This window comes from Paracoccus denitrificans (assembly GCF_900100045.1).
Lineage (GTDB): Bacteria > Pseudomonadota > Alphaproteobacteria > Rhodobacterales > Rhodobacteraceae > Paracoccus > Paracoccus denitrificans.
Map to the genome: position 1 here is coordinate 159,704 of NZ_FNEA01000002.1, position 25,019 is coordinate 184,722.

General features: G+C 67.4%; 27 protein-coding genes. 9 read left to right on the forward strand and 18 right to left on the reverse strand.

Going from position 1 to position 25,019, the window contains the following annotated elements; all coding sequences use genetic code 11:
- Window positions 1-15 precede the first annotated feature (15 nt).
- From dapE to BLT64_RS02025, 4 genes are read left to right on the forward strand one after another with little or no spacing between them, the layout of a single operon-like run.
- Entirely contained in the window at window positions 16-1,164 is a 1,149-nt protein-coding gene (gene dapE, locus BLT64_RS02010) for a succinyl-diaminopimelate desuccinylase (protein ID WP_011749117.1), read from the forward strand.
- Window positions 1,161-1,580 (forward strand): GNAT family N-acetyltransferase, encoded by a 420-nt coding sequence (locus tag BLT64_RS02015; RefSeq protein WP_011749118.1) that lies wholly within the window; start codon window positions 1,161-1,163, stop codon window positions 1,578-1,580. Before dapE ends, BLT64_RS02015 begins: the two co-directional genes overlap by 4 nt.
- Window positions 1,577-2,092 carry a hypothetical protein gene (locus BLT64_RS02020; protein ID WP_011749119.1) on the forward strand — a complete coding sequence of 172 codons (516 nt, stop codon included), beginning with the start codon at window positions 1,577-1,579 and terminating at the stop codon, window positions 2,090-2,092. The genes BLT64_RS02015 and BLT64_RS02020 overlap by 4 nt, the downstream gene beginning before the upstream one ends.
- 49 nt (window positions 2,093-2,141) lie before the next feature.
- On the forward strand, window positions 2,142-3,521 hold the full coding sequence (locus tag BLT64_RS02025) for a glutamate--cysteine ligase (protein WP_011749120.1): 1,380 nt from the start codon (window positions 2,142-2,144) through the stop codon (window positions 3,519-3,521).
- Between the two features lie 52 nt (window positions 3,522-3,573).
- On the opposite strand, the gene BLT64_RS02030 is transcribed toward BLT64_RS02025, so the two are convergent.
- The 6 genes from BLT64_RS02030 to BLT64_RS02055 all read right to left on the reverse strand — a co-directional run bounded on the left by BLT64_RS02030 (window position 3,574) and on the right by BLT64_RS02055 (window position 6,854).
- A complete protein-coding gene (locus BLT64_RS02030) occupies window positions 3,574-3,987 on the reverse strand; it encodes a DUF2852 domain-containing protein (protein WP_011749121.1) in 414 nt (137 codons plus the stop codon).
- A gap of 112 nt (window positions 3,988-4,099) precedes the next feature.
- Window positions 4,100-4,711: a TetR/AcrR family transcriptional regulator gene (locus tag BLT64_RS02035; protein ID WP_011749122.1), complete on the reverse strand. Its 612-nt coding sequence runs from the start codon at window positions 4,709-4,711 to the stop codon at window positions 4,100-4,102.
- 9 nt (window positions 4,712-4,720) lie between these two features.
- On the reverse strand, window positions 4,721-5,011 hold the full coding sequence (locus tag BLT64_RS02040) for an HPr family phosphocarrier protein (RefSeq protein WP_011749123.1): 291 nt from the start codon (window positions 5,009-5,011) through the stop codon (window positions 4,721-4,723).
- Entirely contained in the window at window positions 5,008-5,433 is a 426-nt protein-coding gene (locus BLT64_RS02045; protein ID WP_011749124.1) for a PTS sugar transporter subunit IIA, read from the reverse strand. Before BLT64_RS02045 ends, BLT64_RS02040 begins: the two co-directional genes overlap by 4 nt.
- Window positions 5,434-5,457: 24 nt before the next feature.
- On the reverse strand, window positions 5,458-6,417 hold the full coding sequence (gene rapZ, locus BLT64_RS02050) for an RNase adapter RapZ (RefSeq protein WP_011749125.1): 960 nt from the start codon (window positions 6,415-6,417) through the stop codon (window positions 5,458-5,460).
- An 8-nt stretch (window positions 6,418-6,425) separates the two neighbouring features.
- A complete protein-coding gene (locus BLT64_RS02055; RefSeq protein ID WP_011749126.1) occupies window positions 6,426-6,854 on the reverse strand; it encodes an HPr kinase/phosphorylase in 429 nt (142 codons plus the stop codon).
- A 226-nt stretch (window positions 6,855-7,080) separates the two neighbouring features.
- Here BLT64_RS02055 and BLT64_RS02060 point away from each other — a divergent pair, with 226 nt between their 5' ends.
- Window positions 7,081-8,679, forward strand: coding sequence for a phosphoenolpyruvate carboxykinase (locus BLT64_RS02060; RefSeq protein ID WP_011749127.1), 1,599 nt, complete (start codon window positions 7,081-7,083; stop codon window positions 8,677-8,679).
- A gap of 159 nt (window positions 8,680-8,838) precedes the next feature.
- On the opposite strand, the gene rnr is transcribed toward BLT64_RS02060, so the two are convergent.
- From rnr to purC, 9 genes are all read right to left on the reverse strand, one after another.
- Complete coding sequence (gene rnr, locus BLT64_RS02065; RefSeq protein ID WP_011749128.1) at window positions 8,839-11,103, reverse strand: ribonuclease R; 2,265 nt, start codon at window positions 11,101-11,103, stop codon at window positions 8,839-8,841.
- A 44-nt stretch (window positions 11,104-11,147) separates the two neighbouring features.
- On the reverse strand, window positions 11,148-11,369 hold the full coding sequence (locus tag BLT64_RS02070; protein ID WP_011749129.1) for a formate dehydrogenase subunit delta: 222 nt from the start codon (window positions 11,367-11,369) through the stop codon (window positions 11,148-11,150).
- A gap of 6 nt (window positions 11,370-11,375) precedes the next feature.
- Entirely contained in the window at window positions 11,376-12,197 is an 822-nt protein-coding gene (gene fdhD / locus BLT64_RS02075; RefSeq protein ID WP_011749130.1) for a formate dehydrogenase accessory sulfurtransferase FdhD, read from the reverse strand.
- A gap of 4 nt (window positions 12,198-12,201) precedes the next feature.
- Window positions 12,202-15,081, reverse strand: coding sequence for a formate dehydrogenase subunit alpha (fdhF, locus tag BLT64_RS02080; protein ID WP_011749131.1), 2,880 nt, complete (start codon window positions 15,079-15,081; stop codon window positions 12,202-12,204).
- Window positions 15,078-16,619: a formate dehydrogenase beta subunit gene (locus BLT64_RS02085; RefSeq protein WP_011749132.1), complete on the reverse strand. Its 1,542-nt coding sequence runs from the start codon at window positions 16,617-16,619 to the stop codon at window positions 15,078-15,080. Before BLT64_RS02085 ends, fdhF begins: the two co-directional genes overlap by 4 nt.
- Window positions 16,616-17,095, reverse strand: a complete 480-nt coding sequence (locus tag BLT64_RS02090; protein ID WP_011749133.1) for a formate dehydrogenase subunit gamma — start codon at window positions 17,093-17,095, stop codon at window positions 16,616-16,618. Before BLT64_RS02090 ends, BLT64_RS02085 begins: the two co-directional genes overlap by 4 nt.
- A gap of 75 nt (window positions 17,096-17,170) precedes the next feature.
- Window positions 17,171-18,043, reverse strand: coding sequence for a LysR family transcriptional regulator (locus tag BLT64_RS02095; RefSeq protein ID WP_011749134.1), 873 nt, complete (start codon window positions 18,041-18,043; stop codon window positions 17,171-17,173).
- A gap of 88 nt (window positions 18,044-18,131) precedes the next feature.
- On the reverse strand, window positions 18,132-18,371 hold the full coding sequence (gene purS, locus BLT64_RS02100) for a phosphoribosylformylglycinamidine synthase subunit PurS (protein ID WP_011749135.1): 240 nt from the start codon (window positions 18,369-18,371) through the stop codon (window positions 18,132-18,134).
- A gap of 11 nt (window positions 18,372-18,382) precedes the next feature.
- Window positions 18,383-19,147: a phosphoribosylaminoimidazolesuccinocarboxamide synthase gene (gene purC / locus BLT64_RS02105; protein WP_011749136.1), complete on the reverse strand. Its 765-nt coding sequence runs from the start codon at window positions 19,145-19,147 to the stop codon at window positions 18,383-18,385.
- Window positions 19,148-19,294: 147 nt separating this feature from the next.
- Here purC and BLT64_RS02110 point away from each other — a divergent pair, with 147 nt between their 5' ends.
- A complete protein-coding gene (locus tag BLT64_RS02110; protein ID WP_011749137.1) occupies window positions 19,295-19,609 on the forward strand; it encodes a DUF1476 domain-containing protein in 315 nt (104 codons plus the stop codon).
- A gap of 46 nt (window positions 19,610-19,655) precedes the next feature.
- On the opposite strand, the gene BLT64_RS02115 is transcribed toward BLT64_RS02110, so the two are convergent.
- Genes BLT64_RS02115 through BLT64_RS02125 form a run of 3 tightly spaced genes read right to left on the reverse strand, consistent with a single transcriptional unit; the run spans window position 19,656 to window position 21,934 of the window.
- Window positions 19,656-20,993: an MATE family efflux transporter gene (locus tag BLT64_RS02115; protein WP_011749138.1), complete on the reverse strand. Its 1,338-nt coding sequence runs from the start codon at window positions 20,991-20,993 to the stop codon at window positions 19,656-19,658.
- Entirely contained in the window at window positions 20,986-21,489 is a 504-nt protein-coding gene (locus BLT64_RS02120; protein ID WP_011749139.1) for a PaaI family thioesterase, read from the reverse strand. Before BLT64_RS02120 ends, BLT64_RS02115 begins: the two co-directional genes overlap by 8 nt.
- Before the next feature lies 1 nt (window position 21,490).
- Entirely contained in the window at window positions 21,491-21,934 is a 444-nt protein-coding gene (locus tag BLT64_RS02125; protein ID WP_049792374.1) for a PaaI family thioesterase, read from the reverse strand.
- Between the two features lie 137 nt (window positions 21,935-22,071).
- Between BLT64_RS02125 and BLT64_RS02130 the strand changes: the two genes are divergently transcribed.
- The 3 genes from BLT64_RS02130 to BLT64_RS02140 all read left to right on the forward strand — a co-directional run bounded on the left by BLT64_RS02130 (window position 22,072) and on the right by BLT64_RS02140 (window position 24,772).
- On the forward strand, window positions 22,072-22,488 hold the full coding sequence (locus tag BLT64_RS02130; RefSeq protein ID WP_011749141.1) for a MerR family transcriptional regulator: 417 nt from the start codon (window positions 22,072-22,074) through the stop codon (window positions 22,486-22,488).
- A gap of 91 nt (window positions 22,489-22,579) precedes the next feature.
- Window positions 22,580-22,969: a MerR family transcriptional regulator gene (locus BLT64_RS02135; RefSeq protein WP_041530317.1), complete on the forward strand. Its 390-nt coding sequence runs from the start codon at window positions 22,580-22,582 to the stop codon at window positions 22,967-22,969.
- 24 nt (window positions 22,970-22,993) lie between these two features.
- A complete protein-coding gene (locus BLT64_RS02140; protein ID WP_011749143.1) occupies window positions 22,994-24,772 on the forward strand; it encodes an acyl-CoA dehydrogenase C-terminal domain-containing protein in 1,779 nt (592 codons plus the stop codon).
- Window positions 24,773-25,019: the final 247 nt, after the last annotated feature.

The window sequence follows — 25,019 nt, forward strand, 5'->3', positions numbered from 1 at the left end:
AGCGAAAGGCCCGCCATGACCCCGATCCCCGATCCCGCCCAACTGACCGCCAGGCTGATCCGCTGCGCCTCGGTCACGCCCGACGAGGGCGGCGCGCTGGTCTTGCTGGCCGATGTGCTGGGCGCGGCGGGGTTCGAATGCCACCGCGTCGACCGCGAGGGCGTGCCGAACCTGTTCGCGCGCTGGGGGGCACAGGGGGCCAGGACCTTCGGCTTCAACGGCCATACCGACGTGGTGCCGCCGGGAGATCCGGCCAGCTGGACGCATCCGCCCTTTTCCGGGCACGAGGCCGAGGGCTGGATCTGGGGCCGCGGCGCCACCGACATGAAATCCGGCGTCGCCGCCTTTGCCGCCGCCGCCATCGGCTTCGTGACCCAGACCCCGCCGCCGGACGGCGCGGTGATCCTGGCCATCACCGGCGACGAGGAGGGGCCCGGCAAGCACGGCACCCGCGCGCTGCTCGACTGGATGGCGGCGCGGGGCGAGCGGATGGATGTCTGCATCGTTGGCGAGCCTTCCAACCCCGACCGCATGGGCGAGATGATCAAGATCGGCCGCCGCGGATCGATGACCTTGCAGATCGAGGCGCACGGCATCCAGGGCCACGCCGCCTATCCGCATCGGGCCCGCAACCCGATCCACGCGCTGCTGCGGCTGCTGCACGAGCTGACCGACGCGCCGCTGGACGAGGGGACCGAGCATTTCGATCCCTCGGGATTGCAGGTGACGACGGTCGATTGCGGCAACCCGGCCTCGAACGTGATCCCGGAACGGGCGCGTGCGGTGATCAACATCCGTTTCAACGACGCGCATACGGCCGAAAGCCTCGACCGCATGATCCGTGCCCGCGCGGCGGCGATCTCGGCCGAGACCAAGGTGGACTTCGCCATCTCGACCGATGTGTCGGGCGAAAGCTTCCTGACCGCGCCCGGCCCCTTCGTCGATCTGGTCGCCGGCGTGGTGCGCGAGGAGACGGGGCTGGACCCTGTGCTCTCGACCTCGGGCGGCACCTCGGATGCGCGTTTCGTCAAGGATCATTGCCCGGTGCTTGAATTCGGGCTGGTCGGGCATTTCATGCATCAGGTCGACGAACGCGTGCCGGCCGACCAGGTCCGCCAGCTTGCCCGCATCTATCGCCGCATCCTGGAGCGTTACTTCGCATGATCGAGAAAACCACCGACCTCGCGACCTGCCGCGCCATCCGGCACGAGGTCTTCGTCATCGAGCAAGCCGTCCCCGAGGCCGAGGAATGGGACGGCCGCGACGGCGATGCCATCCACCTGCTGGCCCGCGACGCAACCGGCGCGGCGGTGGGCACCGCCCGCATCCTGATCGAGGGCGCGACCGGCAAGATCGGCCGTGTCGCGGTGCTGAAATCCGCGCGCGGCACCGGGGCGGGCGCCGCCCTGATCCGCGCGGCGCTGGACGAGCTGCGCGCGCTGTCCGGCGTCACGCGGGCCAAGCTGGGCGCCCAGACCCATGCCATCGGCTTTTACGAAAAGCTGGGCTTTGCCGCCTATGGCCCGGAATACGACGATGTCGGCATTCCGCATCGGGACATGGCGCAGGACCTGGGATGATCCGCCCGGAGCTGGCCGAAAAGTTGCGTCCCTGGGCCGAAACCGGCATCGCGCTGGCCGCCACCGCTTTCGGCCTGTGGGTATTTTCGCTGGGCGGCTGGATCCTGTGGCCCATCGGCGCCACCATCGCCGGGGCCTCGGCGCTTTGGGCGCTGGACGCGCGGCGCCGGATGCGGTTCCGCCACGATACGCTCGGTCCCGGCATGGTCGAGCTGGACGAGGGCGCGATCCGCTATCTTTCCCCCAACCGGCTGCTGGGCGGCGAGATCGCGCTGCGCGAACTGGCCGAGATCCGGCTGATGCGACTGAACGGCCGCCGCCACTGGCGGCTGAAAAGCGGCGATGGCCAGGCGCTGCTGATCCCGGTCGACGCGGCGGGGGCCGAGCACCTGGCCGGCGCCTTCGCCACGCTGCCGGGAATCGAGATGGGGCGCCTCGCCTCGGCGCTGGCGCCGGATGCGCCGACGATCCAGACCGTTTGGACGAGGCCGGCGCGCGCCCGCTTGACTTGAGCCGCGCGCCTTGCCACCTGTGACGGGCAAGGCAAATGAAAGGCCACCGATGTCCATTCCCCAACAGGGCGGCGGCCCGATCGAACGTCCCGAACAACTGGCCGAATATCTCGCCTCGGGTGAAAAACCGCGCGAGAGCTGGCGGATCGGCACCGAGCACGAGAAATTCGGCTATCGCCATGCCGACCTGATGCCCCTGCCCTATGAGGCGCCCGCCGGCCAGCCCTCGGTCAAGGCCATGCTGGAGGGGTTGCAGGCCCGTTTCGGCTGGACCCCGGTGCTGGAGGCCGGCCATATCATCGGGCTGGAACGCGACGGCGCCAATGTCAGCCTGGAGCCCGGCGGACAGCTAGAACTCTCCGGCGCGCCGCTGGAGACCATCCACCAGACCTGCGACGAGGTGAACAGCCATCTGGCCGAGGTGAAGGCCGTGGCGGACGATCTTGGCGCGGGCTTCATCGGCCTTGGCGCGGCGCCGATCTGGACGCAGGACCAGATGCCGATGATGCCGAAAGGCCGCTATCGGCTGATGACCGACTACATGGGTCGGGTCGGCACGCTGGGCACGCAGATGATGTATCGCACCTGCACGGTGCAGGTGAACCTGGACTTCGCCAGCGAAGCCGACATGGTGCAGAAGCTGCGCGTGGCGCTGGCCCTGCAGCCGGTGGCGAATGCGCTGTTCGCCAATTCGCCCTTCCTCGACGGCAAGCCGAACGGCTGGAAAAGCTGGCGGGCGCATATCTGGCAGAACCTCGACGCGGCCCGCACCGGCATGCTGCCCTTTGCCTTCGAGGACGGCTTCGGCTACGAGCGTTGGGTCGATTACGTCCTCGATGTGCCGATGTATTTCGTCTATCGCGACGGCAAGTATATCGACGCGTTGGGACAAAGCTTCCGCGATTTCCTGAACGGCCGCTTGCCGGCGCTGCCGGGCGAAATCCCGACCCTGTCGGATTGGGCCGACCACCTGACCACGGTTTTCCCCGAGGCGCGGGTCAAGAAATTCATCGAGATGCGCGGTGCGGACGGCGGTCCCTGGCGGCGGCTCTGCGCCCTGCCGGCGCTGTGGGTCGGGCTGCTTTACGACCAGGCGGCACAGGATGCGGCCTGGGATCTGGTCAAGGGCTGGGATGCCGAGACGCGCGAGTCCTGGCGGCGCGGTGCCGGGCTCAAGGCGCTGGATGCCGAGGTGAACGGCACGAAGATGCGCGACCTGGCGCGCGAGGTGCTGGCGATTTCGGAAGCCGGGCTCAAGGCGCGTGCCCGCACCGGATCGGGCGGGCTGGTGCCGGACGAGACGCATTTCCTGAACACGCTGAAGGAAAGCGTCGAGACCGGCAAGGTTCCCGCCGACGAGTTGCTGGGGAAATACCACGGCGAATGGGCGGGCGATCTCAGCCGCATCTACGCCGAATATTCCTATTGACCAAGGGCCGGGTAATCCCCGGCCCCTTTCGCATCCGGCCTGCGTCGCAAATTCAGGCTTGCGGCGCCGACGGTTCGTTGCGGTTTTGCATGAACTGGTCGAACTCGGCCTTGTCCTTGGCTTCGCGCAGCTTTTGCAGGAAGTCGAGGAATTCGCGATGCTCGTCCTCCAGCCGCTTCAGCGTTTCCTCGCGATAGGCGTCGAAGGCAGTGTTGCCGGTCGGCGCGTTGAAACCGTGACAATGGTGGCGGCCGTGGTGATGGCGGTGGCGGCAGGAAAACATGCGTTTGCTCCAGATCATGTAACCCAGGATGGCAAGGCCCAGGGGCCAGCAGGCGATGAAGGCCAGGATCATGGCGGCGATCCAGGCGCCTTTCCCGCGTTCGTCCAGCCAGTCGCGGATGCCGGCCAGCGTAGCGCCGATCCGGTCCAGGACAGAGGGGCGCGGGGCGATGTCGGTGTTCATTGCGGTCCCTTTCCGATGTAAATGTTAATCACATTTACATAGATGGAGCGAAGCAGCCCGCATTCAAGGGAGACGGCCAGATTTTCCGTCAAGATTTCCGGCCGGGGATCGTTCAGTCGCGGATCACGCCCAGCCCGCGCAGATAGATCAGCGCGCCGCTTTCCAGCATGTCGGCGGGCGAGATGGGCGAGCGCGAGCCGGGCTTGCCGCGACCGAACAGTTCGACCACGCCATGGCTCAGCGCCCAGATGTGGTCGGCCACCATGCCCGGCGGCGGCCGGCGGCCGGCGGGCAATTGGGCGAACAGCGCCTCGGCTCCGCGCACCAGGATGCCGCGCGCCCGTTCCGAGGCTTGCGACAGCCCGGCATTGCCGGCGATCGACAGGCCGGCTTCGAACATGGCCATGTAGAAGCCGCGCCGTTCGGCGGCAAAGGTCAGGTATTCCTGCCCCATGCGCAGGAATGCGGTCAGTGGTCGCGGCCGTCCCTCGTCGAAGGCGGCTTCCAGCCGGTCGGCGAATTCCTCGAAGCCCTGCCGGGCCACCTCTTCCAGCAGATCCTCGCGCCCGGCGAAATGGCGATAGGGCGCGGCAGCGCTGACTCCGGCCAGGCGCGCGGCCTCGGCCAGGGTGAATGCCTGCGGGCCCCTTTCCTCGATCAGTTGCACCGTGGCCTCGACAAGGGCCTGGCGCAGGTTGCCATGGTGATAGGAGGATCGGGCCATGTCCGGCCCTTACATGCCTTCGCCGAAGTAATCCTCGACAAGCGCGGTCAGCGCATCGGCCAGTTCCCGCGCCTGCGCGCCCCTGACGGTGACGCGAATGGCGCTGCCGCGCGGCGCGGCCAGCATCAGCAGGCCCATGATCGAATCGCCCGAGACGCTGATGCCGTCCTTTTCGACGGTCGCCTGCGCATCGAACCGCTCGACGGTCTCGACGAATTTCGCGCTGGCCCGCGCATGCAGGCCCTTTTCGTTGATGATCGCCAGTTCGCGGGTGACGGCCCCGTTGGTCATGTCATTCATGAAGCGGCACGTTTGGGAATGGGAAGCACATCGGCAGGCAAGACGTCATAGCTGTTGATGTACTTGCGTCCCGCATCCTTGGCCAGCGTCACCGCATCGGCCACCGGCAATTTGCGCGATTTGGCCAGCTTGACCAGCATCGGCAGGTTCGCCCCATAGAGGATCGAGCGGTTTCGCATCGCACAGGCCATCAGCGACAGGTTCGAGGGCGAGCCCCCGAACAGATCCGTGACCACCACCACGCCATCGCCCGAATCGACCGCGTCCGCGGCGGCGCAGATTTCGGCCTGCTTTTCGCCCCGGTCATGGTTTTCTTCGATCGCCACGGCCTTGATCCCGGTTTGCGGCCCCACCACATGCTCGACCGCCGAGAGATATTCCCGGGCAAGGCCCCCATGCGCCACGATGACAATCCCGATCAATTCACCCTACCACGCAGCAGCCGTTCACCCTTGCGCCCATGCTGTGCGAGCGGCCCGCATATGGCCCTCGTCCCCAGGTGCCGGCGCCTTTTCACGGCGTTCAAGTTCCCGATGTCTAATTGACACTTGCCAGCCTGCTTTCGCAAGCGCGTCTGCCATTTTTTCCGCCATTGTGACAGAACGGTGTCGCCCCCCGGTGCAACCGAAGCCGATCGCCAGGTGGGCCTTGCCCTCTTCCAGATGGGCAGGCAGGGCGAAAAGCACAAGATCGCGCACCCTGCGGAAGAACTCGTCAAAGCGCGAATCGGCCATCACATATTGCTGAACCGGCGAATCGCGGCCATCCAGCGGCCGCAATTCCGTCCGCCAATGCGGGTTGGCCAGGAACCGGCAATCGAACATCATGTCCACCCCGCGCGGCACGCCGCGCTTGTAGGAAAAGGACTGCACCGAGACGGTCAGCCGCCGCCCCGGCTCGGTCTCGAACCAGCGGGCCAGTTCCGCCTTGAGGTCGTGCGGCGACAGTTCCGACGTATCGACCAGCACGTCGGCGCGGGCGCGGATCGGGCCCAGCATGTCGCGCTCGGCCCGGATCGCGTCGAGCGGCGAGCCCTCGCCCCGCAGCGGATGGCGCCTGCGGGTTTCGTTGAACCGTCGCAAAAGCTGCTCGGTCGTGCAGTCGAGGAACAGCACCTCCGGCGCGTATTCCGGCAACCGGGTCAAGCGGTCGATCAACTCGATCAGGTTGGCGACCGAGAAATCGCGGTTGCGCACGTCCACCCCCAGGGCCAGCGGCATCGGCCGCGCCGGCCCGTCCAGAAGCCGCGGGATCAGCGACAGGGGCAGGTTGTCGATGGCCTCGTAGCCCAGATCCTCCAGCACGTTGATCGCCGTCGAGCGCCCGGCACCCGAAGGCCCGGTGACCAGCACCAGCCGCTGCGCCCGTTCGTCCTGGCTGTCCATGGCGGTCATCGCCTCTGGCATGGCTCGCTCTACCTCTCGCGCAGATCCGTGTCCGCCCGGCCGGCGGCAAGATATTGCAACAGTATTGATGCAAGATGAACGCGACCGGCACCAAGGACAAGGGGCATGGACCTGCCCAGAAGGTCAAGTCTGCGGTCGGGCGGCAGGCGGTCGGCCTCGGGGCGGCCCAGATCGACGGCCAGCACCACCTCCACCGGGCCGTGGGGCGCGGCATGCAGGATGCCGACGCCGCGCGCCTCGATCCGGCCCCGGATCGAATCGGGCGCGTCCGCGACGATGCGCGCGCCCTCGCTGCGCAGGACGGTGCGGTCGTCGGCCACCAGCGCCGCGCCGAAAGCCATCATTTCAAGGGCCAGCGTGGACTTTCCCGCACCCGACGGACCCAGGATCAGCAACCCCTTGTCCCGATACGCGATGCAGCTTGCATGCAGGATCATGGCGCCCCCTTGCCCCCTGGCCGAATCACCCGGCCGCCGTCATCGGACCGATGGCCTTTGTGACGGACTCCCCAAGCCAAGGCCACGATTCGGCAAATGATTGCGCTAACCGTCTCTGATTGCGCTAACCCTGACGATAAGTGCGCTTTCGCCCGGGAAATGCCGTGTTATAGGACGCGCAACGGCCGGTTGCCGGCCCGGAATTTCTAGCAGGAGCACAGGTGCCATGACCGAACCGCGCGTCAATCCGAATTGCCGTCTCGAAGACCAGGGAATCACGGGCCTCGGCAATGTCCACTACAACCTGCTAGAACCGGCGCTAATCGACGCTGCCATCCAGCGCGGCGAAGGCAAGCTGGGCTTGGGCGGCACCTTCCTGGTCTCGACCGGCGCCCATACCGGCCGCTCGCCCAAGGACAAGCATGTGGTGCGCACGCCCGCGGTGGAAGACAGCATCTGGTGGGAAAACAACCGCCCGATGGAGCCCGAGGCCTTCGACCGCCTGCATGCCGACATGCTGGAGCACATGAAAGGCAAGGACTATTTCGTCCAGGACCTCTACGGCGGCGCGGATCCTGCCCTGCGCCTCGACGTGCGGGTCGTGACCGAACTGGCCTGGCACGGGCTCTTCATCCGCAATCTGCTGCGCCGTCCCGAAGCGTCCGAACTGGCCGGTTTCCTGCCGGAATTCACCATCATCAACTGCCCCTCGTTCAAGGCCGACCCGGCACGCCACGGCTGCCGCTCGGAGACGGTGATCGCGCTCAACTTCGACAAGAAGCTGATCCTGATCGGCAATACCGCCTATGCGGGCGAGAACAAGAAGTCGGTCTTCACGCTCCTGAACTACATCCTGCCGGAAAAGGGCGTGATGCCGATGCATTGCTCGGCCAACCACGCGCTCGGCAACCCGAACGACAGCGCCATCTTCTTCGGCCTGTCCGGCACCGGCAAGACCACGCTCTCGGCCGATCCCTCGCGCACGCTGATCGGCGATGACGAGCACGGCTGGTCCGACAACGGCATCTTCAACTTCGAGGGCGGCTGCTACGCCAAGACCATCAATCTTTCGGCCGAGGCCGAACCCGAGATCTATGCCACCTGCTTCAAGTTCGGCACCGTGATCGAGAACATGGTCTACGACCCCGACACGCTGGAACTGGACTTCGAGGATAACTCGCTGACCGACAACATGCGCTGCGCCTATCCGCTGGAGCAGATCTCGAACGCGTCGGAAACCTCGCTGGGCGGCCAGCCCCGGAACGTGATCATGCTGACCTGCGACGCCTATGGCGTGCTGCCGCCCATCGCGCGGCTGACCCCGGCGCAGGCGATGTATCACTTCCTGTCGGGCTTCACCTCCAAGACGCCGGGCACAGAGGTGGGCGTGACCGAGCCGACGCCGACCTTCTCGACCTGCTTCGGCGCCCCCTTCATGCCGCGCCGCCCCGAGGTCTATGGCAAGCTCCTGCAGGAAAAGATCGCCAAGACCGGCGCGGCCTGCTGGCTGGTCAACACCGGCTGGACCGGCGGCGCCTTCGGCACCGGCAAGCGCATGCCGATCAAGGCGACCCGTGCCCTGCTGACCGCGGCGCTGGACGGCTCGCTGAACGACGCCCAGTTCCGCAAGGACCCGAATTTCGGCTTCGAGGTTCCGGTCTCGGTCCCCGGCGTCGAGGACAAGCTGCTCGACCCGCGCCAGACCTGGACGGACGGCGCCGCCTACGACGCCCAGGCCCGCAAGCTGGTCGGCATGTTCAGCGACAACTTCGCGCAATATGCCGACAAGATCGACGACGACGTCCGCGCCGCCGCCATCGGCTGAACCGGACCGAAAATCTCAAACGCAAAGGGCGGTCCCAAGGGCCGCTCTTTTGCTTCGCACCAAAGCCCAGCCCACGCGGAACGATCCCGCCGCCCAGGCTTTCTCCGTTTTCCAAATACTCTGGGGGAGCGCGGAACGCGCGGGGGCAAAGCCCCCCTTTCAGCGTTGCCGCCGAACCCGCCGGCGCTTCTGCGCGCGCTTGATCTCGGCCAGCCGGGCCTGGGTCGCGCGCTTGCGCATCGGCCCCTTGCCGCGCCCGCCGGCCGAACCCCGCGGCAGCGGCCGGCCCTCGAGTTCCAGCAGTTCCAGCATCAGCCCGCCGGTCAGCGGCACCGCCTCGGTCAACCGCACGGTCACGCGCTGGCCGATGCCGATCTCAAGCCCCGTCTCGGACCCCATCAGCACCTGCGCCTCGGGATCGTAGTGGAAATATTCCCGCCCGATCTCGCGAATCGGCAAAAGCCCGTCCGCCCCGGTTTCGTCCAGCCGCACGAAGGCGCCGAATTTCTGCACGCCGCTGATGCGCCCGGTGAACTCGGCCCCCACCCGGTCGGCCAGATAGGCGGCAAGATAGCGGTCGGTCGTGTCGCGCTCCGCCGCCATCGAGCGCCGCTCGGTTTCCGAGATATGCTGCGCAGTCTCCGAGAGCATCTCGATATCCTGCGCCGACAGCCCGTCATTGCCCCATTTATGCCCCATGACCAGCGCGCGGTGCACGATCAGGTCGGAATAGCGCCGGATCGGCGAGGTGAAATGCGCATATGACCGCAGCGCCAGCCCGAAATGGCCGAAATTCTCGGGGTTGTAATAGGCCTGCTGCATCGAACGCAGCGCAGTCATGTTGATCAGCTCGTCGAATTCCGAACCCTCGGCCTGTTCCAGGAGCCGGTTCAGGTGCCGCGTCTGCAACACCTGCCCCTTGGCCAGCGTGAAGCCCGAAGCCTCGGCCACCTCGCGCAGCGCGTCCAGCTTTTCGACCGTCGGTTCCTCGTGCACGCGATAGAGCAGCGGCCGGCGCAGTCGCTCCAGTTCCTCGGCGGCGGCGACATTGGCCAGCACCATGAATTCCTCGATCAGCCGGTGCGCGTCGTAGCGTTCGCGGAAATTGACCGATTTCACCCTTCCGTCGGCGGTCAGCACGATCCTGCGCTCGGGCAGGTCCAGTTCCAGCGGCTGGCGGCGCTGGCGCGCGGCCCTGAGCAGGCCGTAGGCGTGCCAGAGCGGCCGGATCGCCGGCTCGACCAGCGGTTCGGTCTGTTCGTCGGGATTGCCGTCCGCCGCCGCCTGCGCCTGTTCATAGGCCAGGCTCGCGGCCGAGCGGATCATCCCGCGATGAAAGCTGTGGCCGGTCTTGTCGCCCTGCGCGTCCAGCCGCATGCGCACGGCGATCACCGGCCGGTCCACGCCCTGGTGCAGTGAGCACAGGTCGCTCGACAGGATATCGGGCAGCATCGGCACCACCCGGTCGGGGAAATAGGTGGAATTGCCGCGATTGCGCGCCTCGCGATCCAGCGCCGATCCGGGGCGAACGTAATGCGCCACATCGGCGATGGCGACCCAGATCGTGGCGCCGCCGTCCTCGTGCATCTCTGCGGCGACGGCATCGTCGCGGTCGCGCGCATCCGAGGGATCGATGGTGACGAAGGGCAGGTGGCGCAGGTCCTCGCGCCCCTTCATCGTGGCGGGGCGGGCGGCATCGGCCTCGGCGATCACCTCGTCGGGGAAATCGTCGGGAATGCCGTGCTGGTGGATGGCGATCAGGCTGACGGCCCTGGGTGCCGAGGGATCGCCCAGCCGCTCGACGATCCGCGCCAGGGGCAGGCCCAGGCGACCGCGCGGGCCGACCTGTTCGGCCTCGACCAGCTCGCCGCTTTTCGCGCCATGGACATCGCCGGGGCGCACCTGCCATTCCTTGTCCTGGCCCTTGTCGATGGGCAGGATGCGGCCCCCCGCCTCGGCCCCGCCGGTCGCGGCGCGAAAGATGCCGACGATGCGGTGCTGCACCGTGCCGATGCGGCGGATCAGCCGGGCCTGATAGTCGTGATCCTCGCCCCGGGTCTCGATCAGCCGGGCCAGGATGCGCTCGCCCGGCGCGACGGCCGGGTCGGATTTCAGCGCCGCGTAAAGGATGCGCGGCATCGGCCCCTCGCCCTGCCATTCCAAAGGCTTGGCAAAGATGTCGCCGTCTCGGTCGGGCGGCAGCAATTGCAGCACCGTGACCGGCGGCAGGCGCTCTGCGTCGTGGTAATGGCGGCGGCGGCGCTCCAGCAGCCCCTCGGCCTCCAGCTCCTTCAGAAGCCGCTTCAACTCGATCCGTTCGGCACCCTTGATGCCGAAGGCTTTCGCGATGTCGCGTTTCGCGGTGGCGTCCGGGTGGGCGGACACCCAGTCGAGAATCTCTTGCCGGGAGGGTAGCTGTGCCATGCCGCCACGCTAGCACGCCGCCCGACGGGGCGGCAGGGGCAAAATCAGGCGGCGGGCAGGCGGACGAACGCGGCAGCCTCGCGCACGATGGGATCGGCCTCGGCCCCGGCCCGGATCTGGTCCACGAAGTCCTGCCGCATTCGCGGCGACCAGGATTCGTTGATATGCGCGGCGACCGCCTCGGGCGCCGGCCGGTCGGGCTGGCTGGTAAAGAACTGCGCCATCTGCGTGGCCATGCGGATCAGTTTCGAATGGTCGTGGGACATGTCGCCTCAGCTTCCGGCAATGCGCCGGGGGTGGGTGTAAAGATCGAAGCCATCGCCCCGGGCACGGGCGATCACGGTGATGCCGGCACGCTCGGCCCATTCCAGCGCCAGCGCCGTGGGCGCGCTGGCGCCGATCAGGATCGGGGCGCCGATGCGCGCGGCCTTCTGCACCAGATCGACCGACAGGCGCGAGGACATGACGATGGCGCCCTGCCCCGCCACCAGCCCGGCCTGCGCCAGGGCACCGGCCAGCTTGTCCAGCGCATTGTGGCGGCCGACATCCTCGCGCGTGATGGCATGGTCGCCGTCCCAGAAGGCGGCGCCGTGGATCGCCGGGGTTTCGCGCCGCAGGACCTGGCCCTGGGTCAGCGCGGCCATGGCGCGGGCCACGTCCCCGGGCGGCATGGACCAGCCCAAGGCGACCGGCACGATCTGCGGCAGCGCCGCCTCGATGCTGTCCACCCCGCAAAGCCCGCAGCCCACAGGGCCGATCATGCTGCGCCGCCGCTCGGCCAGCCGGGCGGCAAGGCCGGGGCGCAACCATAGCCGCGCCTCGCGCGCGGGAAAGCCGCCGGCGGAAACCTCGGCTTCCTCGAAGCCCTCGACATCGCCGGGCGAGGCGATCAGCCCCTCGGTCAGCGCGAATCCCAGCGCAAAGTCGCGCAAATCATGCGGCGTCGCCATCAGCACCGCCTGGCTCATGCCGTCGATGACGATGGCCACCGGGCATTCCTGCGGCGCAGGGGGCGGCTCGACCGGGTGCCAGCCGCCCGGTCGTCCATCCCCGCCGCCGTCCCAGCGCAGCACGCCGGCCTTCACGTCGCGCATGCCGTCACTCGGCAGCGGTGGGCAGGATGCGGCGGGCGAGGTCGGAATGATGGCGATACTCCTCTTGCCAATCCGACGGGCCGTTCGAGGGACTGACCTGCACGGCCGTCACCTTGAACTCGGGGCAGTTGGTGGCCCAGTCGGAATTGTCCGTCGTCACCACATTGGCCTGAGTCGTCGGGTGATGGAAGGTGGTATAGACCACGCCCGGCGCCACCCGCTCGGTGATATGCGCCCTCAGCGTAGTGTCGCCCGAACGCGAGGCCAGCCGCACCCAGTCGCCCTCGCGCACGCCGCGATTCTCGGCATCCGAGGGGTGGATCTCCAGGATGTCCTCGGGGTGCCAGACCACGTTTTCCGTCCGCCGGGTCTGCGCGCCGACATTGTATTGCGACAGGATCCGCCCGGTGGTCAGCAACAGCGGGAAGCGTGCCCCGGTGCGCTCCTCGGTCGCGACATATTCGGTATGGACGAACTTGCCCCGGCCGCGCACGAAGCCGTCGATATGCATGAGCGGCGTGCCCAGCGGCGCCTTGTCGTTGCAGGGCCACTGCACCGAGCCCTCGCGCTCCAGAAGATCGTAGCTGACGCCCGAGAAACTGGGCGTGGTCAGCGCGATCTCGGCCATGATCTCGCGCGGGTGGACATAGGTCCAGGCGGCCCCCATGCGGTTCGCCAGCAACTGCGTGACTTCCCAGTCCTCGTAGCCGTTCTTGGGCGTCATGGCGCGGCGGACCATGTTGATGCGCCGCTCGGCATTGGTGAAGGTGCCGTTCTTTTCCAGGAAACTCGATCCCGGCAGGAAGACATGCGCATAGTTCGCGGTCTCGTTCAGGAACAGGTCCTGCACGATGACGATGTCCATCGCCGACAGCGCCGAGGTCACATGCCGCGTGTCGGGGTCGGATTGCACGATGTCCTCGCCCTGGCAGTAAAGCCCACGGAAGCGTCCGGCCAGCGCCTCGTCGAACATGTTGGGGATGCGCAGGCCCGGCTCGGGCGACAGCTCGACGCCCCAGATCCGTTCGTAGATCGCGCGCGTCTCGGGGTCCGAGACATGGCGATAGCCCGGATATTCATGCGGGAAGCTGCCCATGTCGCAGGAGCCCTGCACGTTGTTCTGGCCGCGCAGCGGGTTCACGCCGGTGCCGGGCCTGCCGATATTGCCGGTCATCATCGCCAGGTTGGCGATCGCCATCACCGTGGTCGAGCCCTGCGAATGCTCGGTCACGCCCAGCCCGTAATAGATGCTGGCACGCGGCGCGGCCGCATAGGCGCGGGCGGCCTTGCGGATCAGCTCGGCCGGTACGCGGGCCAGTTTCTCGACCTCCTCGGGCGCATGGCGAGGGTCCATCAGGAACTCGGCATAGGCCAGGAACTCGTCCCAGTCGCAGCGCTCGCGGATGAAGGCCTCGTCATAGAGCTTCTCGGCCACGATCACCTGCGCCATGGCCGTCAGCATGGCGACGTTGGTGCCGGGACGCAGGGGCAGGTGCAGCCCTTCGCCCATATGCGGGGACTTGAGCAGGTCGATCTCGCGCGGGTCGAGAACGATCAGCCCGGCACCCTCGCGCAGCCGCTTGCGCAGGCGCGAGGCAAAGACCGGGTGGCCGTCGGTCGGGTTGGCGCCGATGACCAGCGCCAGGTCGGTATCATCGACCGAATCGAAGTCATGCGTGCCGGCCGAGGTGCCGAAGGTGGTCTTGAGCCCGTAGCCGGTGGGCGAATGGCAGACCCGGGCGCAGGTGTCGGTGTTGTTGTTGTGAAAGACCGCGCGGGCGAGCTTCTGCACCAGATAGGTTTCCTCGTTGGTGCAGCGCGACGAGGTTATGACGCCGATGGAATCGCGCCCGAAATCCGCCTGCGCCTGCCGCAGCCGGGTGGCAGCGAAATCCAGCGCCTCGTCCCAGCTGACCACGCGCCAGGGATCGGTGATCCGCTCGCGCACCATCGGCTGGGTCTGCCGCTCGCGATGCGTGGCATAGCCCCAGGCGAAGCGGCCCTTGACGCAGCTGTGGCCGTGGTTCGCCTTGCCGTCCTTGCTGGGCACCATGCGCACCACCTCCTCGCCGCGCATATGCGCATCGAAGGAGCAGCCGACGCCGCAATAGGCGCAGGTCGTCTTGACGATATGCTCGGGTGTGCCGATCTGGATCACACTGTTCTCGATCAGCGTGGCGGTCGGACAGACCTGCACGCAGGCACCGCAGCTGACGCAATCCGACGACAGGAAATCGTCCGACGCCAGCCCGGCCGAGACGCGGCTGTCGAAGCCCCGCCCCTCGATGGTCAGCGCAAAGGTGCCCTGCACCTCCTCGCAGGCCCGCACGCAGCGCGAGCAGACGATGCATTTCGCCGGATCGAAGGTGAAATAGGGGTTCGACTGGTCCTTGGGCCGGTATTCCGGGTTCGGCCCCTCGGCGTCGCGGCGGGCGAAATGGTTCTTGCCCGGCTCATAGCGCACCTCGCGCAGCCCGACGGCGCCGGCCATGTCCTGCAATTCGCAATCGCCGTTGGCGGCGCAGGTCAGGCAATCCAGCGGGTGATCCGAGATGTAAAGCTCCATCACCCCCTTGCGGACCTGGGCGACCTCGTCGGTCTGGGTGTGGACCACCATGCCCTCGGCCACCGGCGTCGTGCAGGATGCCGGCAGGCCCCGCATGCCGTCGATCTGCACCACGCAAAGCCGGCAGGAGCCGAAGGCGCTGACATGGTCGGTGGCGCAGAGCTTGGGCACCGAGATCCCGGCCACGGCGGCGGCGCGCATGACGCTGGTGCCTGCAGGGACCGAGACCGGAATCCCGTCCACCAGCAGGTTCACGGTGACGTCGGACTTGACCGCCGGGGTGCCCATGTCGCGGTCGGGAATGATGAAATCCTTCATTCTGCGGCCTCCCGGCTCCTGATTATGGCGCGCGGCTCCCGCCGCCCGCTGAAATCGTCGGGGAAATGGGTCAGCGCCGACATGACCGGGAAGGGCGCAAAGCCCCCCAGCGCGCAAAGCGAGCCCCATTTCATCGTGTTGCAAAGGTCGGTGAGGATCGCGATCCCCGTTTCGTCGCCCTGGGCGATGCGGTCGATGGTCTCGACACCCCGGATCGAGCCGATGCGGCAGGGCGTGCATTTGCCGCAGCTTTCTACGGCGCAGAACTCCATGGCAAAGCGCGCGAGCTTCAGCATGTCGGCCGTGTCGTCGAAGACGGTGATGCCGGCATGGCCCAGCAGCCCCTCTTTCCCGGCCAGTTCCTCATAGCCGAAGGGCACGTCGAAATTCCAATGCGGGATGTAGGAGCCCAGGGGGCCCCCCACCTGCGCCGCCTTGACCGGCCGCCCCGAGGCGGTCCCGCCGCCGACCTCGTTGATGATCTGGCCCAGCGACATGCCGAATGCGGCCTCGAACAGCCCGCCGTATTTCACGTTGCCGGCGATCTGGATCGGGATCGTGCCCTTGGAGCGCCCGATGCCCAGTTTCGCGTATTCCGCCCCGCCATGGCTCAGGATCCAAGGCACCGAAGCCAGCGAGATCACGTTGTTGACCACCGTCGGCCGGCCCAGGAAACCCTCCAGCGCCGGGATCGGCGGCTTGGCGCGGACCACGCCGCGCTTGCCTTCCAGGCTGTTGAGCAGGCTCGTTTCCTCGCCGCAGACATAGGCGCCGGCGCCGACCCGCACCTCCATGTCATAGGCATGGGCCGAGCCCAGCACCGACTGGCCCAGGATGCCCGCCTGCCGCGCCTTGCCGATGGCGGCCTCCATCAGCCGGATCGCGTCGGGGTATTCGCTGCGGATATAGACATAGCCCTGCACCGCGCCCGTGGCGATGCCGGCGATGGCCATGCCCTCGATCAGGACCAGCGGATCGCCCTCCATCAGCATCCGGTCTGCGAAGCTGCCCGAATCGCCCTCGTCGGCATTGCAGACGATGTATTTCCGCGCGGCCTTGGCGCCGGCCACGGTCTTCCACTTGATCCCCGTCGGGAAACCGGCGCCGCCCCGTCCGCGCAGACCGGATTCGGTGACCTCCTCGACGATCCGCTCCGGCCCGATCTCGATGGCGCGGCTCAGCCCGACCAGCCCGCCATGCGCCTCGTATTCGGACACCGACAGCGGGTCGATCACGCCCACGCGGGCGAATGTCAGCCGGGTCTGCGCCTTCATCCACGGCAGTTCCTCGACCGGCCCCAGCGCCAGCGGATGCTCGCCGCCCGAACGGATCGCCTCGGCGACCGAGGCCGCGTCCTCGGGCGCCACCGGCCCATAGCCGTAGCGCACGCCGTCGCGCTCGACCTCGACCAACGGCTCCAGCCAGATCATGCCGCGCGTGCCGTTGCGGGTGATGGTGAACTCGCGCCCCAGCGCCTCGGCCACCTCGTCGGCACCCAAGGCCCTTGCGGCGGCATCCAGGGGAACCCAGACCCTCATGCGCCCGCCTCCGCCACCAGCTTCTGCACCTTGGCAAGGCTCGCCCGGCCGATCAGCCTTTCGCCCATCTGCGCCGAGGGCGCACAGGCGCACAGCCCCAGGCAGAACACCGGCTCCAGCGTCAGCCGCCCGTCCGGCGTGGTCTCGTGCCAGTCGATTCCCAGCGCGGCGCGCACCTCGTCGGCCAGCGCCTCGGCCCCCATCGACTGGCAGGCCTCGGCGCGGCACAGCCGCAGCACATGCCGGCCGTGGGGATGGTCGCGGAAATCGTGATAGAAGCTCACGACGCCATGCACCTCGGCACGCGTCATGCCCAGCGCCTCGGCCAGCACCGGCTGCGCCTCCTCGGGGACATAGCCCCATTCGGCCTGGAGATCGTGCAGGATGGGCAAAAGCGGCCCCTCGCGGCCCTTGTGGGCGGCGATGATTTCGTCAAGGCGCAAAAGGAAATCAGCGTCGGTCGCTGGTGAAGTCATGGCTAGGTGGTCCGGGCTCTGCTGTTTTGTCCAGACTAGAGCCCAGCGATAGACGAAACAATCGTGATATACCGTCTATTGATTGAAAGTATCAATCGAAGACACGATGCGGAGCAGCGCCTCGACCAGCGGCGGATGCGGCTCGCGCCGGGCGACGACCAGCCCGACCATATGCCCGTTCCCGGTCAGGTCGCGCGCCCGAACCCCTTCGGGCAGGGGCAGGCCGCGCGCCAGCGCCCGCGGCAGGATCGCGGCCCAGTCGCCGGTCGCGACATGCGACAGGATCGCCAGCATCGAGGTCGATTCAACCCGCGGCGCCGCATCCGCCCCGGCCTCGACCAGATGGCGGGTGACGATGCGGCGGTTCTGCATGTCGGGGGTCAGCAGGCATAGCGGCCGCGTAGCGGTCTCGGCCCAATCCGCCGGCCCGTCCATCTCGCTGCGGTCGATCAGGCAATAGGTCTCGCGGTAAAGCGGCAGGCTCTGCACCCGGCCCAGCGGCTCGCTGTCCAGATAGGTCACCCCGGCATCCAGCTCCAGCGCCTCGATCTGGTCGCGAATCTCGTCCGAACTGCGCGACAGGATCGAAACCCCGGCATTGGGATGGCGGCGCAGGAAAGGCCCCGTCAACTCGGCGATGCGCGGCATGGCGGTCGGGATCACGCCGATGCGCAACAGGCCCGAGACGCCCTTGCGGCTCGCCTGCATCTCGGCCTGCATGGCGCGGGCATCGGCGACGATGCGCCGCGCCCAGCCCAGCACGCGCTCGCCCTCGGGCGTCAGCCCCTGGAAACGCGAACCGCGCCGGACCAGCTGCACGCCCAGCTGCTCTTCCAGCGCCCGGATGGCCGAGGAAAGCGTCGGCTGGGTGATGCCCAGTGATTCGGCAGCGCGGCCGAAATGCTTCTCGCGCGCCAGGGCCATGAACATGGAGAGCTTGTCGATCACCGAACCGCCCTCCCCGCCCGGCCGGCTTTCTCCGTTTTCCAAATACTCCGCGGGGGTCCGGGGGCGCGAAGCCCCCGGTCCGAACGGATCAGACGATCTCGACCGCGTATTTCTCGATCACGGTATTGGCCAGCAGGCCCTCGCACATGCGCGCGACCTCGGCCTTCGCCGCATCGGCATCGGTTGCCGCCAGGTCCAGCTCGATCACCTTGCCCTGGCGCACGCCCGAGACGCCGGCAAAGCCGAGCCCGCCAAGCGCGTGCCGGATCGCCTCGCCCTGGGGATCCAGAACGCCGTCCTTCAGCATGATGGTGACACGGGCTTTCATCGGCGAGCCTTTCAGTTGATGAGCGTCGGTTTGGTCAGCGAGGTGGTGTTGGCGGGCATCAGGCCCAGCCGGCGCGCCACCTCGGTATAGGCGTCGGTCAGGTTGCCCAGGTCGCGGCGGAACACGTCCTTGTCAAGCTTCTGCCCGGTCTTCACGTCCCAGAGCCGGCAGCTGTCCGGGCTGATCTCGTCCGCGACCACCAGCCGCATGAAATCGCCGTCCCAGATGCGGCCGACCTCGATCTTGAAGTCGATCAGCTTGATGCCGACGCCGAAGAACACGCCCGACAGGAAGTCGTTCACCCGCAGCGCCAGCGACACGATGTCGTCCAGGTCCTGCTGCGCGGCCCAGCCGAAGGCGATGATGTATTCCTCGGAAACGAAGGGGTCGCCCAGCTCGTCGTTCTTGAAGCTGTATTCGACGATGGGGCGGGGCAGCGGCGTGCCCTCCTCCATGCCCAGGCGCTTCGAGATCGAGCCCGCGGCGAAATTACGCACGATCACTTCCAGCGGAATGATCTCGACCTGGCGCACCAGTTGCTCGCGCATGTTGATGCGGCGAATGAAGTGGTTCGGCACGCCGATATTGGTCAGCCCGGTCATGAAGAACTCGGACAGGCGGTTGTTCAGGACGCCCTTGCCCTCGATCGTGGCCTTCTTCTGCGCGTTGAAGGCGGTGGCGTCATCCTTGAAATACTGGATGAGCGTGCCGGGCTCGGTGCCTTCGTAAAGGATCTTCGCCTTGCCTTCGTAGATTTTCTTGCGCCTTGGTGCCATGCTGCGCGTCTCCCGTCCGCAAGGTGACAATCTTTATGCGGCTATAGGCCAGAAACGGGGTCATGGGCAATACGGGCTTGCGATGGCGCGCCCGCATGGGCATATCCTGCGCAATATCCACGGGATAATCCCAAGCCGGAGGCCGCCATGACCACATTTGACGACCGCGAGCGCGCGCATGAGGCGAAATTCGCCCATGATGCGGAACTGAACTTCAAGGCCGAGGCGCGGCGCAATCGCCTGCTGGGCGAATGGGCGGCCGGCCTGCTGGGCAAGACGGGCGACGATGCCCGCGCCTATGCGCTGACCGTGGTCACCTCGGATTTCGACGAGCCGGGCGACGAGGACGTGTTCCGCAAGCTGGCGGCCGACCTGGAAGGCAAGGCCGACGAGGAAACCATCCGCGCCAAGATGGTCGAGCTGCGCGCCACCGCGCGCGAACAGATCATCAGCGAGATCTGAGCTTTCGCAAGACGGCGACGCCCCGGAATCCGGGGCGTTTCGCATCTCAGGCCGCCGCAGCCTCGACCCGGTGATACAGCCGCCACATGGTCAGGCCGCGCAGCGCGTTCAGCCCCATCAGCGCGGCCCAAAGCCCGTGATTGCCAAAGACCGGCGGCAGCACCACCACCAGAACGGCATAGATCCCGACCGTGACCAGCATGGCATTGCGCATCTCGCGCGTGCGGGTGGCGCCGATGAAGATGCCGTCCAGCATCCACGAGGCGATGCCGACCAGCGGCGCGGCGACCAGCCAGGGCAGGAACTCCCGCGCCTCGGCCCGCACCTCGGGCGCGGTGGTCAGCAGGTCGATGATCGCCGGCCCGCCCAGCAGGAAGGCGGCCGATAGCAGCGCGGCCCCCGCGACACCCCAGGCCGAGCTGAGCGCGGCCGCACGCCGCAGCCGGTCGGGCCGGCGCGCGCCCACCGCCTGCCCGACCAGCGATTCGGCGGCAAAGGCAAAGCCGTCCAGCCCATAGGCGACGATGGACAGGAATTGCAGCAGCACCTGATTGGCGGCCAGCGTCACGTCGCCCTGCCCCGCAGCCATGAACATGAAGGTGGTGAACGAGCCTTGCAGCAGCACGGAACGGATCATGATGTCGCCGTTGACCCGCGCCAGTTCCTGGATCCGCTCGCGGGCCAGCAGCCCGGCGCGCTGAATCGCCGCATGCAGGGCATGGCGCGCGAACCACAACCCCAGAGCCAGGCCGGACCATTCCGCGATCAGCGTCGCCCCGGCGACGCCGCGCACGCCCCAGCCCAACCCCAGCACGAACCACAGGTCCAGGAGGATGTTCAGCCCGTTCATCAGCAGTTGCAGCACCAGCACCCGGCGCGTCCGCTCGATGGCGATCAGCCAGCCGGTGATAGCGTATAGCGAGATGGCCGCGGGCGCCCCCCAGATGCGCAGCGCCAGATATTGCCGGGCCAGCGCCTCGACCTCGGCCGAGGCCGGGGCCAGCCGGAAGGCCGCGGCGAAAAGCGACCCCTGCAGCAGGATGAAGACAAGCCCCGCCGCCAGCCCGATCCCCAGCGCCCGCAGCAGATGCGCACCGGATTCGCCCTCGTCCCCGGCGCCATGGGCCTGCGCCACCAGCCCCGAAGTGCCCATGCGCAGGAAGCCGAAGATCCAGTAGATCGAGGCCAGGATCACCGCGCCCAGCCCCACCGCGCCGATCGGCGCGGCCTCGCCCAACTGGCCGATGACGCCGGTATCGACCGCGCCCAGGATCGGGATCGTCGCGTTCGACAGCACCACCGGCAGCGCGATGGCCAGCACGCGCCGGTTCGAGATTTCGGCCTTCGCGCGTCTCCCGGACTGGCCGGGCAGCGCCTCAACCATCCTGCGGCATCAGGAAATGCCCGGTCGCCTGGGCGAAAAGCTTCTGGCGCTGGTCCTGCCATGCCTCGACATGCACGCTGGCATAGCGCCGCCCGGACCGGACCACCCGCGCGCGGGCATAGGCGTCGCGCGGCAGGCCCGAGCGCAGGTAATCCACGGTGAAGTCGATGGTCTTGGGCAGGCGCGGCAGGCTTTCGGGCACGGCGGCGTCGGGGGCGATGCGGCCCTGCTCCATGTCCTCCCAGATCGCAGTCCAGGTCAGCTCGACGATGGCGGTCACCTCCAGGAAAGCCGCCGTCACCCCGCCATGGATCGCCGGCAGCATCGGATTGCCGATCAGCTTCTCGTCGAAGGGCAGCACCGCGGTCAGCTCGTCGCCGCGGCGGTCGAAGCCGATGCCCAGCCAGCGGATATAGGGCACGCTGGAAACCAGCGCGTTCAGCGTGTTGTTGCGCCGCGTCTTGATGGCGTCCAGGGATTCGTTGCGTCTGGCCATGTCAGCGCTCGACCGTAAAGGCCCCGGTGGCCGAGGCCACGGGGCGGGATTCGTCGTCATCCATCGCCCAGGCGCGCACGAAGGCGACCGAGCGGGTGATGTGATAGCAATTCGCCCGGGCGCGGATGGTCTGGCCGGGCGTCGCCGCGCGCATGTAGTCGATGCGCAGGTCGATGGTCGCGGTCGAACGCGCGCCGGCCGGATGCGCCATCACCGCCGCGCCGCTGCATGTGTCCATCAAGGCCGAGATCACCCCGCCGTGGATCACCCCGCTGCGCGGATCGCCGACCAGGTCCTCGCGCCAGGGCAACGAGATCTCGGCCCCCTCGGGCGACAGCTGGTCCAGCCGCATGCCAAGCGCCCGGGCATGGGGGATCACCTCGATGAACTGGCGCGCGATGCGCCGGCGTTGTTCCAGCTCGTCCTCCGGCAACGGTTCGCTCATGCCCCTGGCCTCCTGCTTGGCGTGCAGGCGGAATGGTAGCAGTCCGAAACCGGCAGGCAAGCCCGCCCCGGCCAATGGTTGAGTTTGATGCGGCCCCGCGCTAGGCTGCGCCGCATCTGCAGCATAGAGTTCATCCGATGTCCGATAGCGAATACATTGGTTTCAAGGAAATGTGCGCGCGGTTCGACGTGACTCCGCGAACGCTGCGCTATTACGAATACATCGAGCTGCTCAGCCCCCGCAAGGAAGGCCGCTCGCGCTTCTACGGCCCGCGAGAGATCGCCCGGATGAAGCTGATCCTGCGCGGCCGCCGCTTCGGCTTCTCGCTGGAGGACATCCGGCAATGGCTGCTGATCTATGGCGAAAAGGGCACGCGCGAACAGTATCGGGTCTGGATCGAACTGGCCGACCGCCAGCTCGAGGTGCTGCGCCAGCAGCGCGACGAACTCGAAGCCTCGATGACCGAATTGCTGGCGCTGCGCAACGAAACGGTCTCGCTGCTCGACGGCATGGGGCCGACCGAGGATGCCGGCGAGGCCGGGAAAGCGGGCTGAGCCCGGCGCTGACGCCACGTTCCCCCTTACGCGAACGTCAACTCGCCCTATATTCCGGCTGGTGAATGAGCCAGACGGGAGGGGATCGGCCATGAGCGACGATCTGTTGACCATCCGCCAGATGTGCGACGCCTTCGAGGTCACGCCGCGCACGCTGCGTTTCTACGAGGCGCGCGAATTGCTGTTTCCGCAGCGGCGCGGCCAGCATCGGCTTTACGGGCGCTCGGACCGCGCCCGGCTGACCCTTATCCTGCGCGGCAAGCGTTTCGGCTTTTCGCTGGAGCAGATCCGCCAATTGCTGGAGCTTTACGATCCGGCCGAACGCAACATTACCCAGACCGAAGCCACGCTCGCCACCGCCCGCGACCGGCTTGCCGACATGGAGCGGCAGCACCGCGAACTGGGCGAGGCCATCGCCGAACTGCGCCAGCAGATCGCCGAGGGCGAAGCTTCGCTGCAAAACCTGAAATCCGACGCCTGAGGGCGAACTGTCCTGGGAGGACCGATGACCATTTATTCCGCCCCCATCCGCGACATGCAATTCGTGCTGCATGACGTGCTCGACATCTCGAACCAGGATCTTCCGGGCTATGGCGATCTTGACCGCGACTTCACGCAGGCCGTGCTGGAGGCGTCCGGCAAGCTCGCCTCCGAAGTGCTGGCGCCGCTGAATGCCGTCGGCGACCGCGAGGGCTGCAGGCTGGAAAACGGCGTGGTGCATACGCCCAAGGGCTTTCTCGAAGCCTTCGAGCAGATGCGCGAGGGCGGCTGGACCGCGCTCGACTGCGACCCGGAATACGGCGGCCAAGGCATGCCCTATGTGATCGGCCTTGCGGCGGGCGAGATGTTCTCGGCCTCGAACATGGCCTTCACCATGTATCAGGGCCTGACCCATGGCGCCTATTCCGCCATCCACGCCCACGGCACGGACCAGCAGAAGGCCACCTACCTGCCCAGGATGGTCAGCTGCGAATGGACCGGCACCATGAACCTGACCGAGCCGCATGCCGGCACCGACCTGGGCCTGCTGCGCACCAAGGCCGAGCCGCAGGAGGATGGCAGCTACCTGATCACCGGGCAGAAGATCTTCATCTCGGCCGGCGACCACGACATGGCGCAGAACGTGATCCACCTGGTGCTGGCCAAGGCGCCGGGCGGCGGCGAGGGCACCAGGGGCATCTCGCTTTTCATCGTGCCGAAGTTCCTGGTGAACGAGGACGGCTCCCCGGGCGAACGCAACGCACTCTCGGTCGGCAACCTCGAGGAAAAGATGGGCATTCACGGCAATGCCACCTGCGTGATGAACTATGACGGCGCGAAAGGCTGGCTCTTGGGCGAGCTGCACAAGGGCATGCGCGCCATGTTCACCATGATGAACGAAGCGCGGATCGGCGTCGGCCTGCAAGGCTATTCCGTGGCCGAGGCCGCCTATCAGAACGCGGTGGCCTATGCCCGCGACCGGCTGCAGGGCCGCGCGGTGACGGGCGATGCCAACCCCTCGGGCCCGGCCGATCCGCTGATCGTGCATCCCGACATCCGCCGCAACCTGATGGACCAGAAAAGCTTTCTGGAAGGCGCGCGCGCGCTGGCCTTCTGGGGGGCGCACCTGATCGACCGCGCCGTGCTGGCCGATGACAAGGAGGCCCACGACCTCGTCTCGCTGCTGACGCCGGTGATCAAGGGCTTCCTGACCGACAAGGGTTTCGAGACGGCGGTGCAGGCCCAGCAGGTCTTCGGCGGCCACGGCTATATCGAGGAACAGGGCATGTCGCAATTCGTCCGCGACGCCCGCATCACCATGATCTACGAAGGCGCGAACGGCGTGCAGGCGCTGGACCTCGTGGGCCGCAAGCTGGCGGCCGAGGGCGGCAAGCCGATCATGGCCTTCTTCGAGCTGATCAGGTCCGAGATCAAGGCGCACGAGGGCGACGAGGCGCTGAAGGCCGATTTCCTCGATCCGCTGAAGGCGGCCTCGAAGGACCTGCAATCGGCAGCGATGTTCTTCATGGAGCAGGGCATGAAGGACCCGAACGCAGCGCTGGCCGGCTCCTACGACTTCATGCACCTGTTCGGCCATGCGGCGCTGGGGCTGATGTGGACGCGCATGGCGGTCGCGGCCAGGGCCGCTCTGGCGGCCGGCACCGAGGACCCCGCCTTCCACGAGGCCAAGCTGGCGACCGGCCGCTATTACATGGCGCGGCAGCTGCCGATGACCGCGGCGCATCTGGCGCGCATCCGCTCGGGCGCCGAGCCGGTGATGGCGCTGGCGGCGGATCGGTTCTGAAACGGGAAAGGGAGGGTCTGGCGGCAAGGTCGCACGGGTATTTGGAAAACGGAAAAGACCGGAATGCGGCGCCCCGGAACACCGGGTCCGGCCGAGGTTCGGCAAGACCGGATGACCGGGGCGCTCTTTCCGTTTGCGGTCATCGGCTCCCCAGCCTGTACCGCGCGATCAGGGATAAAGGACGAAGGTTAAGAACTCCCTAACGATCTTTCCGTTTTAAAATACCCAAATGCAACGCCGACGACCG

Coding starts and splice junctions, on each gene's coding strand:
- dapE (WP_011749117.1), top strand. CDS start 16: ATGACCCCGATCCCCGATCCCGCCCAACTGACCGCCAGGCTGATCCGC.
- BLT64_RS02015 (WP_011749118.1), top strand. CDS start 1,161: ATGATCGAGAAAACCACCGACCTCGCGACCTGCCGCGCCATCCGGCAC.
- BLT64_RS02020 (WP_011749119.1), top strand. CDS start 1,577: ATGATCCGCCCGGAGCTGGCCGAAAAGTTGCGTCCCTGGGCCGAAACC.
- BLT64_RS02025 (WP_011749120.1), top strand. CDS start 2,142: ATGTCCATTCCCCAACAGGGCGGCGGCCCGATCGAACGTCCCGAACAA.
- BLT64_RS02030 (WP_011749121.1), bottom strand. CDS start 3,987: ATGAACACCGACATCGCCCCGCGCCCCTCTGTCCTGGACCGGATCGGC.
- BLT64_RS02035 (WP_011749122.1), bottom strand. CDS start 4,711: ATGGCCCGATCCTCCTATCACCATGGCAACCTGCGCCAGGCCCTTGTC.
- BLT64_RS02040 (WP_011749123.1), bottom strand. CDS start 5,011: ATGAATGACATGACCAACGGGGCCGTCACCCGCGAACTGGCGATCATC.
- rapZ (WP_011749125.1), bottom strand. CDS start 6,417: ATGCCAGAGGCGATGACCGCCATGGACAGCCAGGACGAACGGGCGCAG.
- BLT64_RS02055 (WP_011749126.1), bottom strand. CDS start 6,854: ATGATCCTGCATGCAAGCTGCATCGCGTATCGGGACAAGGGGTTGCTG.
- BLT64_RS02060 (WP_011749127.1), top strand. CDS start 7,081: ATGACCGAACCGCGCGTCAATCCGAATTGCCGTCTCGAAGACCAGGGA.
- rnr (WP_011749128.1), bottom strand. CDS start 11,103: ATGGCACAGCTACCCTCCCGGCAAGAGATTCTCGACTGGGTGTCCGCC.
- BLT64_RS02070 (WP_011749129.1), bottom strand. CDS start 11,369: ATGTCCCACGACCATTCGAAACTGATCCGCATGGCCACGCAGATGGCG.
- fdhD (WP_011749130.1), bottom strand. CDS start 12,197: ATGCGCGACGTGAAGGCCGGCGTGCTGCGCTGGGACGGCGGCGGGGAT.
- fdhF (WP_011749131.1), bottom strand. CDS start 15,081: ATGAAGGATTTCATCATTCCCGACCGCGACATGGGCACCCCGGCGGTC.
- BLT64_RS02085 (WP_011749132.1), bottom strand. CDS start 16,619: ATGAGGGTCTGGGTTCCCCTGGATGCCGCCGCAAGGGCCTTGGGTGCC.
- BLT64_RS02090 (WP_011749133.1), bottom strand. CDS start 17,095: ATGACTTCACCAGCGACCGACGCTGATTTCCTTTTGCGCCTTGACGAA.
- purS (WP_011749135.1), bottom strand. CDS start 18,371: ATGAAAGCCCGTGTCACCATCATGCTGAAGGACGGCGTTCTGGATCCC.
- purC (WP_011749136.1), bottom strand. CDS start 19,147: ATGGCACCAAGGCGCAAGAAAATCTACGAAGGCAAGGCGAAGATCCTT.
- BLT64_RS02110 (WP_011749137.1), top strand. CDS start 19,295: ATGACCACATTTGACGACCGCGAGCGCGCGCATGAGGCGAAATTCGCC.
- BLT64_RS02115 (WP_011749138.1), bottom strand. CDS start 20,993: ATGGTTGAGGCGCTGCCCGGCCAGTCCGGGAGACGCGCGAAGGCCGAA.
- BLT64_RS02120 (WP_011749139.1), bottom strand. CDS start 21,489: ATGGCCAGACGCAACGAATCCCTGGACGCCATCAAGACGCGGCGCAAC.
- BLT64_RS02125 (WP_049792374.1), bottom strand. CDS start 21,934: ATGAGCGAACCGTTGCCGGAGGACGAGCTGGAACAACGCCGGCGCATC.
- BLT64_RS02130 (WP_011749141.1), top strand. CDS start 22,072: ATGTCCGATAGCGAATACATTGGTTTCAAGGAAATGTGCGCGCGGTTC.
- BLT64_RS02135 (WP_041530317.1), top strand. CDS start 22,580: ATGAGCGACGATCTGTTGACCATCCGCCAGATGTGCGACGCCTTCGAG.
- BLT64_RS02140 (WP_011749143.1), top strand. CDS start 22,994: ATGACCATTTATTCCGCCCCCATCCGCGACATGCAATTCGTGCTGCAT.